Source organism: Actinoplanes sp. NPDC051859, from assembly GCF_044452725.1.
GTDB lineage: Bacteria > Actinomycetota > Actinomycetes > Mycobacteriales > Micromonosporaceae > Actinoplanes.
The window spans coordinates 275,713-289,159 of the sequence record NZ_JBITBX010000005.1; the positions used below are offsets into that span (position 1 = coordinate 275,713).

The window sequence follows — 13,447 nt, forward strand, 5'->3', positions numbered from 1 at the left end:
CGAACTGTCTGCGAGGTGCCCTGCCCGACATGATTCACGACCTGTATGACGTCATCGACCGCCGCCGCGATGTCCGTGGTGAGTTCACCGGCGCGCCCATCCCGGACGCCACCCTGGACCGCATCCTGGCGGCCGCGCACGCTGCGCCCAGCGTGGGCCTGTCCCAGCCCTGGGACTTCGTCGTCATTCGCGACCACGCCGTCCGCGCAGCCTTCCACCAGCACATCAGCCAGGAACGGGACGTCTTCGCGGCGACGCTGGACGCCGCGGCAGCCGCCCGGTTTGCCCGCATCAAGATCGACGGCGTGCGCGAGTCGACTTTGTCGATCGTGGTCACCTACGATCCGCAGCGGGGCGGGCCGGCGGTGTTGGGCCGGCACGCCATCGCCGACGCCGGCCTCTACTCGGTGTGCCTGGCAATCCAGAACCTCTGGCTGGCGGCCACCGCCGAAAGCCTCGGGGTGGGCTGGGTCTCGTTCTACCGTGAGGACTACCTGCAGGACCTGCTCGGCATCCCGGCCGGGGTGCGGCCGGTCGCCTGGCTCTGCGTCGGCCCGGTCAGCCGGCTACACGACGTGCCCGACCTGGAGCGGCATGGCTGGCGCCGCCGCCGGCCGCTGCACCTGGCCCGGCACGAGGACCGCTGGAACGGCTAGGGGCTCAGCGGCACCCAACGGTCACCGAAGACGGCATTCAGCCCGACCATCAGGATGCCGCCGAAGAGCATCGCGGCGACCCCTAAACCCAGGCCGACGAACCCACTCGCTCGCTGCTCCGCTCCTGCCGAGCGATCCCGGCCCAACCAGAACAGCAGGCCGATTCCGTACGGGACCAGCAGGCCGATCCAGAACCAGTACCACCGGGTGGCGCGCCGGGGTGCCGCGCCGTTGACGAGCACCACGAGGAAGGTCAGGCCGAGCACGATCGTCAGGACGGCGACCAGCGTGTGCAGGGGCGTGAGGTTGCCCGATCGATGGCCCAGTCCGCGAGTGTCCAAGTCATGTCCGAGCAGCGCCGCGCCGGCACTGGCGTAATCCCCGTCGGCCGGGTCCGACGCAGAGCTCTGGTGGAATTCTCCGGTTTCGACCCAGAACACCCGGTGGTCCGGGGTGCGCCAGGCGAACAAAGGACCCCGCGAACCGGACGACGTCAGTTGGGGGTCGCCAAACCACAGATCCTCGGAGCCGTCCCAGAGGTCACCCCACTGGAACACCGTCACCTGACCGTCGGCGAGGGCGGCCTGCGCGTCCGCGAAATCGACCTGGCGGGGCGTCGTCCACCAGGTGGTCGCCGCGGCCACCAGCCACAGCACGGCCAGCAGGATCCGGACCGCGTCCGACCAGCGCCACCTGCGTACCGACACCGGCTCGGTCACCGTCACCACGTTCATGATCGCGATTGTGGCAGGCGGGTTCCCGTGGTCTCGCCGCCGGTGCACGGCGACGGTCAATCATCGGACGTATGCCGGCTGCGGAGCCGGGTAGTCAGGCCTTATGTCCCGCTACGGCGACGAAGTCGCTTCGCTGGCGACCCGCCTCACCGACCCCAGTGACCTCGACGTCCTCGTGGATCGTGCCGCCGGTGCCCGGGTCGTCATGCTGGGCGAGGCCAGCCACGGCACCCACGAGTACTACGCCTGGCGGGCCGCTCTCACCCGGCGCCTGATCGAGGAACAGGGCTTCTCCTTCGTCGCCGTCGAAGGGGACTGGCCCGACTGCGAGCGGGTCGACCGCAGCGTGCGGGCGGCTCCCGGCGCGCCGGACGATCCCCGTGCGGCGCTGCTGGCGTACGACCGGTGGCCGACGTGGATGTGGGCCAACGAGGAGGTCGTCGACTTCTGTCAATGGCTGCGCGTCTACAACCGGGCGCGGGAACGCCCGATCGGCTTCCACGGGCTCGACGTCTACTCGCTCTGGGAGTCGCTGCGCGAGATCCTCGTGTACCTGCGTGAGACCGATCCCGATCAGGTGGGCGCAGCCCTGGACGCGTACCGATGCTTCGAACCGTACGCGGAAGATCCGCAGTCCTATGCCTGGGCGACCCGCTTCGTCGGCGCGACCTGCGAGCGTGAGGTCATCCGTTTGCTGGTGGACCTGCGCGAGCGGGCCGCAGCGCGGTCCTTCGCTGCCTGGCAGAACGCTGAGGTCATCGCCGGCGCCGAGCAGTACTACCGCGCCATGGTGCTGGGCGGTCCCGCGTCGTGGAACGTCCGCGACCGGCACATGGACGACACCCTGGACCGTCTCCTCCACCATTACGGGCCGACCTCCAAGGCGGTCGTCTGGGCGCACAACACGCACATCGGGGACGCGCGGGCCACCGACCAGTCGCTGCACGGCGAGGTGACCATCGGCGAGCTCGCCCGCGAACGGTACGGCGCCGACCGGGTGCTGCTCGTCGGCTTCGGCGGCCACCGCGGCACGGTGATCGCGGGCAATGCCTGGGGCGCGCCGATGGAAGTCCTGGGTGTGCCACCCGCGCGGCCCGACTCGCTGGAGGACGTGCTGCACGCGACGGCGCCGGAGCGCGCCCTGTTCGTCTTCCCACCCCGCGCCGAGCAACCGCCGCTGCTGACCGACGAGTTGACGCACCGGGCTATCGGCGTGGTCTACCGCCCGGAACGCGAACGCTGGGGCAACTACGTCCCGACCGTCCTCGGGGAGCGCTACGACGCGTTCCTGTGGTTCGACGACACCAGTGCCGTTCGCCCGCTGCACACGGTCGGCATCGACACCCGAGAGCCGGAAACGTTCCCCTCGGGTGTCTGACTTTGCCCTGGGGGGGTCACCTGGTCCGTCCACAGTAGTCCGCCTCGGCCGATCGGACCATGTCAGCACGGATGCTGCCCGGCCCGGTGGCGGTCCGGCGCGGATACCTGTTGAATACCTCCCAAGGAAGCCATGCGGCACGGGGGGTGGGATCAGGTGGAAGTCCATGCTTGAACTCAGCTTGCTGCGCGCACTCCATGCGGTCTCCACCGGCGGCTCGATCAACGCGGCTGCCGACGCGCTGCACATCACGAATTCGGCCGTATCCCAGCGGCTCGCCAAACTCGAACGCGACGTCGGCCAGGTCATGCTGGAACGGCACGGCCGCGGCGTCCGCCTCACCGAGGCCGCCAAGCTGCTGGTCGACCACGCCGAGCAGATTCTGTCCCTGGTGGACGCGGCGGAGACTGCCCTCGAAGACCACCGCGGCGCGGTGGTCGGCCGGTTGTCGATCGCTGCCTTCCCGACCGCGGCCCGCGGCCTGTTGTCGCGCACCATGTCCCGGCTGCGCACCGACTATCCGCAGCTCCACACGGTCCTGCACGAGCAGGACCCGATCGAGTCGATCCCGCGGGTGGTGCGCGGCGACATCGACATTGCCGTCGTCCAGGACTCGTTCAACGCCCCGCTGTCGCTCACCGGCGACCTCGAACAGACCAGCCTGATGAGCGACGTGATCGACCTGGCCCTGCCGGTCACCCACCCACTCGCCCACCGCGCCACCGTCGACATCGCCGAAGTGGCCCGCGACACCTGGGTGAGCTGGCCCCGCGGCACCGTCTGCGGCGACTGGCTGCGTCTGACCCTGCGCGAATACGGCGTCGACGCCCACATCGAACACGCCGTCGCGGAATACGCCACCCAGCTCGCACTGGTCTCCGCCGGCTTCGGCATCGCCCTCATCCCGCGCCTCGGCCGCGATCGCGTCCCACCCGGTGTCCGCCTGGTGGACATCACCCCCACCCTGGCCCGCCACGTGTACGCCGTCTGGCGCGCCGAGACCACGGACCGACCTGCCATCCGGGCGACGGTGGGAGCGCTGGTTGCCACCGCGGCGCAGCTGGACCGGGAAGGATTGGGGGAGCCACTCCCCAGCGCTGCGCTGCCGGGCGCTCCGGAGCCGCGGCCGCTGGCGCCCGTGGCGGCGGTCGTGAAGCGGCAAGACGCGCATCCTGCCTCCGTGAAGCGGCCGGAAGCGCATCCGGCTTCGGTCAAGCGTCCCGGAGCGGGTTCGGGAGAATCGGGTCGCTCTGGTCCCCGAGGCAGCCGAGCTGCCACGACAAAGGGAAAGTGAAGCGCCTCACCCGTGCGGCGTCGCTCATCGACGGTCGCCGGCGAAGGCGATGCTGAGGACAGCGTTGGCGACCCAGATCGCTTGAGCCCGGTTGTCGTACGGGCCGACGCGCAGCTCCACTGCCTTGTCGCCGAACAACGCCCGTACGGTCCAGGCATCGGGATGACGACCGTCCTCCCGACTGTGGTTGACGATCACCTGAGTAGCCGCCCGCACATTGACCGCGGACCACTTCTCGTCGCCACTCGGCCACGCCCGAAACCACCCGGGCGCAATCGCCACGACTTCCTTGTTCGCCTCGTCCAGTGCCCATTCCAGCTCTTCCGGCACCGGCAACTCCGGCTGTGCGTGCGTCATGGCGCCCCCGCCTCACCTTGGCCTGAACAACCATGATAAATCGGTATTCCTTGCCAAGGTGCAAGGTCTGGCGCAGGTGCTCGAGCTTTACCGCTCAGCCTGCTGCTCGGCCCCAATGCGCCGGTAGGGCGGGGGCAGGTGGCAACGGCAGCACTGCACCCCCGTCAAAGGCAGCGAGCCTCGCGGACGACTCGGCCGTCGCTCCGAACAGGTCAAGCACCCCCGTGACCTGCAGGACAGTTCGCACTACACCCCGCGCGTTGACAATCTGGACTGCCTTGCCCGCCTCCTGCGCCCGCACCAGACCGTCCAGCAGTGCGCCGATGGTCTCCGACCCCACGAAAGCAGTCTCCTGCAGGTCAACGACGAGCAACGGCGCCCCGTTGTCGTGGACGGCGTCGTACAGCTCGCGGCGCAGCACGGTGCGGGCGTCGGCATCCAGATCGCCGGCAAGACGGACGCAGATTTCGCGCCCGCCATCGATCATGACCCGGGTAACGGAGAAGTGGTCTGCGTGCATGGCAACCTTTGTACCAATCGCGGCCTTGCGTATCCCTCGATCGGGCGACGCCGCTGTCCGGATTGGCCGGACCAAGTGGGGGTAGTGGTGGTTTATCCCCGAGCACCGACCGAAGAGGAACCTCCCATGACCTCCCTGTTCCTTGCCGCGACCTCCGAGAATGACCCGTCCACCGAGACCCGGGTCCCGGACCACAGCGCTGAGACCATGCGCCGGCTTCGCCACCCCTTCAGCCCTACCCCAGAACCAGCACCGCACCGCGCTCACCCACCTCGCGCAGCCGCCGCATGACGCACACCGTGCGCGGCCGCGGCCCTGACCGGCCTTCATGCGGGCGCGGTCCTGGCTGGCCTTCGTGCGGGAGCGGTCCTGGCCGGCCTTCGTACGGGCGCGATGTTCGCCAATCGTGCGGCCACATGATGGTGGACCCGGCGGCGCCATTCGTTGGCCTTGCGGCCGGTGGCGGCGGGCTTGCTGGCGACCGCTATCGTCGCGATCCGTGAGCTTTACACGGGTCCGTGCCTTCTTCCTTGTCGGGTTTCTCGCCGTTGCGGCGCTGGTGGTGGTCATCGTCGCGGTCATCCGCGACACGCAGGGTGCCGCCGTCGCCGGAGCGGATTGCCCGGCCGGGGCGCCGGTGGCGAGCCTGCGAGTGCCGAACGGACCGCAGCACGTCACGGTGAAGATCTTCAACGGCACGGCGACGCAGGGGCTGGCCGAGGGTGTGTCGGGTGATTTCGCCAACCGCAGGTTCCAGGTGCAGAAGCCCGCGGAGAACAAGAAGCGCTTCGACGGCGTGGCAGTTCTGCGCTTCGGTCCGGAAGCTGTCGGCGCCGCCCAGCTCGTGCAGGCGTACTTCCTGAACAAGGCGGAGCCTGTTTACGACGCCGAGCGTAAGGGTGCCGTGGTGGATGTGGTGATCGGTAAGGGCTACCAGCAGCTCGGGACGTTGACCGAGGTCAACCAGTCGATCGGCTACCTGGGCGAGCCGACGCCTCCGCCCGGGTCGTGCCGCGCCGCTACCTGAGAAGGAGCTACGGGCCCACCGGATGGAAGCCGTAAGGAAGCTCCAGCCGGTGGGCGCGCAGCAGCTCGTCGTTCGCGAGGATGTCGGTGGTCGTTCCGTCGGCCGCGATGCGGCCGCCGTCGAGGATGACCGAGCGCGGGCAGAGCTGCATCGCGTACGGAAGGTCGTGCGTGACCATCAGCACGGTCACGGGCAGCCGCTGAAGGATCTCGGCGAGCTCGCGGCGACTTGCCGGGTCCAGGTTGGACGAGGGTTCGTCGAGCACCAGCAGCTCGGGGCGCATGGCGAGGACCGTGGCGACGGCGACGCGGCGGCGCTGCCCGAACGACAGGTGGTGGGGCACCTGGTCGCGATGTGCGGACATACCGACCGCGGCGAGGGCCTCGTCGACGCGCTCGGCGAGTTCGGGGCCGCGCAGACCGAGGTTGGTCGGGCCGAAGGCGACGTCCTCGGCGACCGTCGGCATGAACAGCTGGTCGTCCGGGTCCTGGAAGACGATACCGACCCGGCGCCGGATCTCGGCGAGTCGTCCCCGGTCGCGGGCGTCCACGCGGAGGCCGCCGACGTCGACCGTGCCGGCGCCGCCGTGCAGGATGCCGTTGAGGTGCAGCACCAGCGTGGTCTTGCCGGCGCCGTTGGGGCCGAGCAGGGCGACACGCTCGCCCTCGGCGAGGTCGAGGTCCACCCCACGAAGAGCGACGGTGCCATCCGGGTACGCGAACGTGAGGCCGCTGACGCGCAGGCTCATCGCAGCACCGCTGTGACGGCAATGGCGACAGCCGCGGCGGGAAGAACCGCGGACTGGGCCCACTGAGCCGCGGAGGCGCCACCCGTGTCGGGCCGGGGCATCCGTCCGTCGTAGCCGCGTGACACCATCGCCAGATAGACCCTTTCACCCCGTTCGTACGCTCGCAGGAACAAGGATCCCACGCTGACCGCGAACGCTTTCACCTGCCAGAGGAACCGCGGATCGTAACCGCGGGACAGCCGAGCAATGCGCATCCGCCGCGCGTCGTCGGCGAGGACGTCCAGGTAGCGCAGCATGAACGTGGCGATCTGGGTGAACACCGCGGGGCAGCGCAGCCGATCGAGTCCCAGAATCAAGTCACGCATCGTGGTGGAAGCCGCGAGCAGGAGTGAGGCGAGGACGCCGAGGGTGCCCTTGGCGAAGATGTTCCACGCGCCGTAGAGGCCGTCGACGGAGAGCGACAGGCCCAGCCACTCGACGTGCTCGCCGTGGCCCGCGAAGGGCAGGGCTACGGCGAGCAGCACGAACGGGAGTTCAATGGTGGCGCGTTTGGTCAGCCACAGGGCTGGAACGCGGGCGGCGACGGCTACCGCGGCGAGCAGCAGGGCGTACCCGCCGAAGGCCGCGAATTCCTCCCGGGGAGTCGCCACGACTACCAGGGTGAACAGCAGCATCGCGAGGATCTTGACCTGCGGTGCGAGCCGGTGGACCGGACTGGGCCGGTCCAGGTGCAACGGGTGGGCGTGGCCGGCGCCCACTAGACCTTGGCTTCTGATTCCGGGCGTCGCCGGACCAGCCAGAACAATCCGCCGCCGATGGCGAAGGTGACGAACACGCCGAGCACCCCGGCGAGTCCGGTGGACAGCGGGCCTTCACTCAGCCCCTTGATGCCGTAGTCGGCGAGCGGGCTGTCGGCCAGCTGGTGGTCGGCTTCCTGCTGGACCATGCACTTGCCGCCGGTGATCTCGTCTTCCGCGTTGAAGGTGCAACCCTCTCGCGCGGTCGCATCGAGGCCGTCCGGGCTGCCGGAGGCGAAGGCGCTGACCACGCCGGCGAGCAGCAGCGCGACGAGAAGCCCTGAGGCGAGGAACCAGCCGAATCGCTTGCTCACGCGACACCTCCGGCGACGGGGGCCGGCTCGGCCACGACGGGCGCCGTGCGGAACCGGCGCAGGGCATAAACGAGGTCCGGGCGTACGCGGGCCACGGTGGCGACGGTCGTGGCGGCGATCAACCCTTCGCCGATGCCGATCAGCGTGTGCACCCCGGCCATCGTCCCGGCGATGGTGGTCATGTTCAGCTCGGTGGTGCCGCCCAGCCAGTACTCGAACACGAAGCCCTGCGAGGCGAGCACCACTCCGATGACGGAAGCGACGAATGCGGTGGAGCCGACGCCGGCCGGGGTCTTGGGCAGCACTCGCATGAGGCCCGCGACGAGCAGGTAGCCGGCCGCCGTACCGATGACGGCCATGTTGGTGATGTTCAACCCGAGCGCGGTGAGGCCGCCGTCGGCGAAGAGCAAGCACTGCACGATCAGCACGGTGGAGACACACAGCGCGCCGACCCACGGTCCCACCAGGACCACGGCGAGCGTGCCACCGAGCAGGTGCCCGGAGACACCCGGCAGCACCTGGAAGTTGAGCATCTGGACGGCGAAGATGAACGCGGCCACCAGGCCCGCCATCGGTGCCAGTCGGTCGTCGAGATCGGCGCGGGCTCGCCACACGCAGAACGCGAGCGCCAGCGCGGCGAAGGCGGCAAAGACTGCCGACACCGGGCCGCTCACGATCCCGTTGGCGATGTGCATCGCCATGGTGTCCATTGGGCCTCCCTGGTGCTGGTCGTGGCGGGGCCAGCATATTGGGCATGACCTGCTGTTGCCTAGGGGTGGCAACTAGGTCACAGGGGCAGGTCCCGGAGACGCCGCGCATACGGAATCCGGTAGTGCATGCGGCTGCCCTGGCCCGACGCGAAATCGCCCGCCCGGTATGCACCGGACGGGCGAAATCAGCCACGCTATGTATTCAGGGCATGTCGCTCAGTGAATGTCAGCCCTGAGTCAGCGCCCGAGCCCGCTCCGGCCAAGCAGCCAGGCTAGGCGCTGAACGCATCCCGGCCGCGGCGATGGCAGCCCGAATGGTCTGCTCATCCGACGTGGCAAGCTGCGCGTAGGTCGTGATCCCACCGGCCGCCAGCGCCATCGCCATCTTGGGCCCGATGCCAGCAATCTTCGTCAGATCGTCCGGCTCATGCACCAGCGCGAAGTCCGCGGAGCCGTCCGGCGCCGAAGGTGAGTCCGCGGAGCCGCCCTGCACCGGGATCGCGGTCAGCGACTGGACTACGGGCTTGGTCACCAACGTCCCCACCGGGACAACCCCCGCCTGACCAGCCGGCTCGGCCGAGGCAACCGGCTCGGCCGCGGGCTCCGTTACGGCAGCCGGCTCGGTGGTGGCAGCCGGCTCGGTGGTGGTCGGCTTCGTCGCTGTGTCCGGCTCATCGGTGGGCGCCGGCTTCGCCGCGCGGTCCGGCACGTCTGCGGTAATCGACGCCGTCTCGAAAGTTAGCTGGCTGGTCGAGACCGTGCTCGGCTCGAAGCTGCTGACAACCGGCTCGCCCTGCACCGCCGACTCGTTCACAGCGGTAGCCCCGCCCGGCTCGCTTGCGCCGACCAACTCAACCGGGACGGCCGTGCGGTCAGACGCGGCCGTGAAGTCCGGCTCTCCCGTGCGGACCGGCTCGGAGGCAGTCGCCGCCCCGAACGTAGGTGCCGATGCGAGGTCGGTGCTCGGCTCGGTCACCGCAGTGTCGCTCTTCGGCTCGGCGGCGACGGCCGGGTCGAAGCGCAGGGTCACCTCGGTCTCGTCAACCGGCTCCAGGCTGGTGATCGGCTCTGCCGGAGCGGCCGGCTTCGGAATCACGGCCGGCTCCGGGGACTCGTCCGCGGCGACGGCAGGCTCGGTAACCGCTGCCGGCACCGGCTCGATGCTGGTGGCTGTCGGCACCGGCTCGGCGCTGGTGGCTGCTGGGGCCGGCTCGGCGCTGGTGGCTGCTGGGGCCGGCTCGGCGCTGGTGGCTGCTGGGGCCGGCTCGGCACCGGTGACTGCCGGCGCGGAATCGACGTCCCCTGCCGTCGTCGGCTCCGAGCTGGGGAGCACGACGGGGGCAGGGGCGGGGGTTGCGGACGTGGCGGTGTGCGCCTCGGCCTGCTGGGCTGCGGTGACTTGGCGCCCTCGCAGCAGCCAACCGGCGAGTACACCGATCACGAGCCCGGCGAGGAGGTAGAGGAACTGTGCCACGACTGGGCCTCCGGACGCTTCTTGATGCGGATGTCCGGCGCATCATAGGGGAGTGCCGTTCCTGGTCAGGCAGCGAACCGCCGTCGATCCCCGCGCAGACTCCCAGGTTGACCGGGAGGAATGAACCCCTGGGGCGCTAACCGGGTCAGTTCGACCGGGCGGGGAGGGCGCCGGCGAGGAAGCCTGCCTTGACCAGGGTGCGGCTGAGGGGGCGTACGAGCTCCGCCAGCCGTTGGCAGCCGTCGACGCCGAGCACCTCGTAGGCCGGTGCGGCGAGCCGGTCGGTGTGCGCTTCGATGTGGGCTCGGAGGGTGTGGCCCTCGTCGGTGAGTCCGTCGTCGGCGAGCAGGCCACGTGCGCGCAGGCTGTCCGCTGCGGCCGTCCATTCGTCCTGGCTCCAGCCGCGGCTGGTCCGCAGGAAACGCTCGTCGGCCTCGCCGGAGGCGGTGTGCAGGACCATCGATTCGAGGCCGCTGAGGCCGGCGAACAGTAGCGCCGCCACGTGGCCGTCGCCGCGGAATTCCCGGAGCAGGGTCTGGCCGTGCCAGAGAACGAGGTGCGGCTCCTCGGGCCAGGCGAGGTCGGTGTGTGCCGCGTACAGCGGGCGGCCGGACAGGTGGGCGGGTGCTGATTCTGCGGCACGGCGGATCAGTGTCGCGGCCTCGGTGACCTGGTCGCTGCGCAGAGTTTCGGTGCCGAGGCCGCGGGTGAGGGCGGCGCTGGCCGCGTCGAGGCGCGCCTGGATGACGGCTGCGGGGTCGGTCAGCTCCCAGACCGCCGGCAGGTAGCGTGCGACCAAGCGGGGGTGAAAGTTGTAGAAGCTTGCGGTCACCGGTCCCGGCCCGACCGGGCCGAAGGCGCCGCCGCGGGATGCGAAGTAGCCCGCTCGCGGTGAGATGCCCAGGGCCTCGAACCTTTCGTTGGCTTCGGGCGCGAAGTAGACCATCGCGTGCAGCGGCTCCGCGAGGCGCCAGGCTTCGCGGGCCACCGTTGGATCGAGCGTCGTCGTGGCGGGTGCGGGCGCTGTCACCGGATCGAGGGTCGTCATACGGGCATCCTGTCATCACCGGGGTGCGTCGCGCGGTACCGAGGCGTGGCGGGCTGCTCCCGGGTCGATAGGCTGCCCTGGTGGACGATCTGGCCGACCGGCTCACGGCGCTGACGTTCAGCGGGCTCACCCAGGAGCAGGTGACGGCGCTGCTGATCGATGCGGTCGTCGAGTGGGGTGAGGAGCAGGGCTGGCGGGTCTACCGGCGGGCACCGAGCGTTATGCGGCTGCCGCCGCCCATGGAACGTCAGCATTCCGTCCTGGATGTCGCGCTGGCTCGGCCCGGCGCGCCGCCGGTCGTGGTGGAGGTCGATCACACCGACCGCAAACGTACGGTCGAGAAGCTCCTCGCTGAGGCCGAGGAGGGCCGCATCCCGTTCTGGGTGCGGTGGGGTCCGGGTCGCATCGCGGACGCCCCGCCGCCGATCGAGGTCATCGCCGTGAGCGTGACGCGCCACCAGGGCAGGTATTCGCGCAGCGACCTCGCCGCACCGGAGCATTCGCCGCGCTCCCTCGGTCCGGCCGAGGCGACCGAGCTTCCGCTGCCCGGCGAGGGCCGCTAGTGGTCGAGGGCGACGATCGGCGGTGGCGTGGGCTCAGCGGGTTCGGCCTTTGAGGTGTCGGCCCAGGGCACGGGCAATCTCGCGGTTGGCGTCGCGTTCGGCGAGTGTCTGGCGTTTGTCGTATTCGCGCTTGCCCTTGGCGAGGGCGAGTTCCACCTTGGCCCAGCCGTCCTGAAAGTAGAGGGACAGCGGCACCAGAGCGATGCCTGGTTCACGGAGTTTGTCGAGGATGCGGGCGATCTCGACCCGGTGCAGGAGGAGCTTGCGGGTGCGCCGCGGCGCGTGGTTGGTCCACGAACCGAAGCCGTATTCGGCGATGTGCAGGTTGTAGAGCAGGATCTCGCCCTCGTGTTCCTGGGCGAACGCGTCGACGATCGAGGCGTAGCCGGCGCGCAGGGATTTCACTTCGGTGCCGGCCAGGACGAGGCCGGCTTCATAGGTCTTGAGGATCGCGTAGTCGTGCCGCGCTTTCCGGTTCGACGCGATGATCTTGTGGCCGGTCTCCCGGGGCACGGGCGTCTCCTCGACTCGGGCTCTGCGCTGACCGCCCGAGCCTACGTGCCCGCCCCGCCGCAGCCGACCGGATATCAGGGCTCCACCGCGGGCTGCGGGGGTGCCTCGGCCTCGGCGTGGCGGCCGCCGGCTTCCCGACGGGTCAGATTATCTCCCGTACGCGGGTCGAACAGCAGGATGCGGGACGGGTCGAGCCACAGCGACGCCTTCTCCCCGTCGCGGACCCGGCTGGTCGGATCCAGGGAGACCACCAGTTGGGTGCGCATCCGTTCGCTGTCGAGCTCCCGTTCCAGACTGGCGAGCTGTTCGGCAATGTCCGCCGGAGCCTCGTACGGAATGAATGCGTACTGCTCGTTGCCCAGCCATTCCGTGACGTCCACCTCGACCGAGAAGGTGACCCCGCGGTCGCGTTTGCGGTCGTCGACGAGGGTGGCGTCCTCGAAGTATTCGGGGCGGATGCCGGCGATGAGGATCTGGCCGTCGGTGACCGACTCGGCCAACGCGTCGGGCAGGGGACAACTCAGGAACGGCAGGCGCAGTTGTCCATCGCGGACCGCGGCGGGCAGGAAGTTCATCGGGGGTGAGCCGATGAAGCCGGCGACGAACAGGTTCGCGGGGCTTTCATAGAGCTCGCGCGGGCTGGCGACCTGCTGGAGCTCGCCTTTGCGGAGCACGGCCACCCGGTCGCCGAGGGTGAGGGCCTCGGTCTGGTCGTGGGTGACATACACGGTGGTGGTGCCGAGTCGACGCTGCATGCGCAGGATCTCCGTACGCATCTGTCCGCGCAGTTTGGCATCCAGGTTGGACAGCGGCTCGTCGAACAGGAACGCGTCGGCCTGGCGGACGATGGCGCGGCCCATGGCGACGCGCTGGCGTTGACCGCCGGAGAGCTGGCTGGGCTTGCGGTCGAGATGTTCGCCCAGCTCCAGGGTGTCCGCGGCGGCGTTGACCCGTTCGCGGACCTCGGCGTCGGGGGTGCGCTTGAGGCGCAGCGGGAAGGCGATGTTCTCGAACACGGTCAGGTGCGGGTAGAGCGCATAGTTCTGGAACACCATGGACAGGTTGCGGTCGCGGGGCGCCTTCTGGTTCATCCGCTGCCCGCCGATGAGCAGGTCGCCCGCGGTGATGTCCTCGAGGCCGACGATCATGCGTAGCAGGGTGGACTTGCCGCAGCCGGACGGTCCGACCAGGATCATGAATTCGCCGTCGGCGATGTCCAGGCTGACGTCCTTCACGGCGTGGTAGCCGTCCGGGTACTTCTTGTCCACGTTCTTGATCGTGATGGCTGCCATCTCGGGTCCTTTCGCTAGCCGG

Annotated in this window: 16 protein-coding genes; 5 read left to right on the forward strand and 11 right to left on the reverse strand. The window is 69.7% G+C overall.

The window, feature by feature from the left end; genetic code table 11:
- The first annotated feature begins 29 nt into the window (after window positions 1–29).
- Complete coding sequence (gene bluB / locus ACIA1L_RS15220) at window positions 30–656, forward strand: 5,6-dimethylbenzimidazole synthase (RefSeq protein ID WP_396073299.1); 627 nt, start codon at window positions 30–32, stop codon at window positions 654–656.
- Here the strand turns inward: bluB and ACIA1L_RS15225 are convergent.
- The gene (locus ACIA1L_RS15225; RefSeq protein ID WP_396073300.1) at window positions 653–1,390 is read right to left on the reverse strand and encodes a hypothetical protein; all 738 of its coding nucleotides are present in this window, start codon (window positions 1,388–1,390) and stop codon (window positions 653–655) included. The genes bluB and ACIA1L_RS15225 overlap by 4 nt on opposite strands.
- A 103-nt stretch (window positions 1,391–1,493) precedes the next feature.
- Here ACIA1L_RS15225 and ACIA1L_RS15230 point away from each other — a divergent pair, with 103 nt between their 5' ends.
- Both ACIA1L_RS15230 and ACIA1L_RS15235 read left to right on the forward strand, forming a co-directional pair.
- Window positions 1,494–2,768 carry an erythromycin esterase family protein gene (locus ACIA1L_RS15230; RefSeq protein ID WP_396073301.1) on the forward strand — a complete coding sequence of 425 codons (1,275 nt, stop codon included), beginning with the start codon at window positions 1,494–1,496 and terminating at the stop codon, window positions 2,766–2,768.
- A 166-nt stretch (window positions 2,769–2,934) separates the two neighbouring features.
- Window positions 2,935–4,062, forward strand: a complete 1,128-nt coding sequence (locus ACIA1L_RS15235) for a LysR substrate-binding domain-containing protein (protein WP_396073302.1) — start codon at window positions 2,935–2,937, stop codon at window positions 4,060–4,062.
- A 24-nt stretch (window positions 4,063–4,086) separates the two neighbouring features.
- Here ACIA1L_RS15235 and ACIA1L_RS15240 read toward each other — a convergent pair whose 3' ends face one another.
- Window positions 4,087–4,419: a hypothetical protein gene (locus ACIA1L_RS15240; RefSeq protein WP_396073303.1), complete on the reverse strand. Its 333-nt coding sequence runs from the start codon at window positions 4,417–4,419 to the stop codon at window positions 4,087–4,089.
- A 94-nt stretch (window positions 4,420–4,513) separates the two neighbouring features.
- Window positions 4,514–4,939 carry an STAS domain-containing protein gene (locus tag ACIA1L_RS15245; protein ID WP_396073304.1) on the reverse strand — a complete coding sequence of 142 codons (426 nt, stop codon included), beginning with the start codon at window positions 4,937–4,939 and terminating at the stop codon, window positions 4,514–4,516.
- Between the two features lie 499 nt (window positions 4,940–5,438).
- On the opposite strand from ACIA1L_RS15245, the gene ACIA1L_RS15250 reads away from it, so the two are divergent.
- A complete protein-coding gene (locus tag ACIA1L_RS15250; protein ID WP_396073305.1) occupies window positions 5,439–5,966 on the forward strand; it encodes a LytR C-terminal domain-containing protein in 528 nt (175 codons plus the stop codon).
- A 7-nt stretch (window positions 5,967–5,973) separates the two neighbouring features.
- On the opposite strand, the gene ACIA1L_RS15255 is transcribed toward ACIA1L_RS15250, so the two are convergent.
- The 6 genes from ACIA1L_RS15255 to ACIA1L_RS15280 form a co-directional block, all read right to left on the reverse strand.
- A complete protein-coding gene (locus ACIA1L_RS15255; RefSeq protein WP_396073306.1) occupies window positions 5,974–6,714 on the reverse strand; it encodes an energy-coupling factor ABC transporter ATP-binding protein in 741 nt (246 codons plus the stop codon).
- Window positions 6,711–7,472, reverse strand: a complete 762-nt coding sequence (gene cbiQ / locus ACIA1L_RS15260) for a cobalt ECF transporter T component CbiQ (protein ID WP_396073307.1) — start codon at window positions 7,470–7,472, stop codon at window positions 6,711–6,713. The genes ACIA1L_RS15255 and cbiQ overlap by 4 nt, the downstream gene beginning before the upstream one ends.
- Window positions 7,472–7,825, reverse strand: coding sequence for a PDGLE domain-containing protein (locus ACIA1L_RS15265; RefSeq protein WP_396073308.1), 354 nt, complete (start codon window positions 7,823–7,825; stop codon window positions 7,472–7,474). The genes cbiQ and ACIA1L_RS15265 overlap by 1 nt, the downstream gene beginning before the upstream one ends.
- Entirely contained in the window at window positions 7,822–8,535 is a 714-nt protein-coding gene (locus tag ACIA1L_RS15270) for an energy-coupling factor ABC transporter permease (RefSeq protein ID WP_396073309.1), read from the reverse strand. The genes ACIA1L_RS15265 and ACIA1L_RS15270 overlap by 4 nt, the downstream gene beginning before the upstream one ends.
- Before the next feature lie 226 nt (window positions 8,536–8,761).
- The gene (locus tag ACIA1L_RS15275; RefSeq protein WP_396073310.1) at window positions 8,762–10,009 is read right to left on the reverse strand and encodes a helix-hairpin-helix domain-containing protein; all 1,248 of its coding nucleotides are present in this window, start codon (window positions 10,007–10,009) and stop codon (window positions 8,762–8,764) included.
- Between the two features lie 145 nt (window positions 10,010–10,154).
- Complete coding sequence (locus tag ACIA1L_RS15280; RefSeq protein WP_396073311.1) at window positions 10,155–11,057, reverse strand: hypothetical protein; 903 nt, start codon at window positions 11,055–11,057, stop codon at window positions 10,155–10,157.
- A gap of 80 nt (window positions 11,058–11,137) precedes the next feature.
- Here ACIA1L_RS15280 and ACIA1L_RS15285 point away from each other — a divergent pair, with 80 nt between their 5' ends.
- Window positions 11,138–11,620 (forward strand): hypothetical protein, encoded by a 483-nt coding sequence (locus ACIA1L_RS15285; protein ID WP_396073312.1) that lies wholly within the window; start codon window positions 11,138–11,140, stop codon window positions 11,618–11,620.
- A 33-nt stretch (window positions 11,621–11,653) separates the two neighbouring features.
- Here ACIA1L_RS15285 and smpB read toward each other — a convergent pair whose 3' ends face one another.
- Together smpB and ACIA1L_RS15295 are read right to left on the reverse strand one after the other, a co-directional pair.
- Window positions 11,654–12,133, reverse strand: coding sequence for an SsrA-binding protein SmpB (gene smpB, locus ACIA1L_RS15290; RefSeq protein WP_396073313.1), 480 nt, complete (start codon window positions 12,131–12,133; stop codon window positions 11,654–11,656).
- A gap of 74 nt (window positions 12,134–12,207) precedes the next feature.
- The gene (locus ACIA1L_RS15295; RefSeq protein ID WP_396073314.1) at window positions 12,208–13,425 is read right to left on the reverse strand and encodes an ABC transporter ATP-binding protein; all 1,218 of its coding nucleotides are present in this window, start codon (window positions 13,423–13,425) and stop codon (window positions 12,208–12,210) included.
- Window positions 13,426–13,447 lie beyond the last annotated feature (22 nt).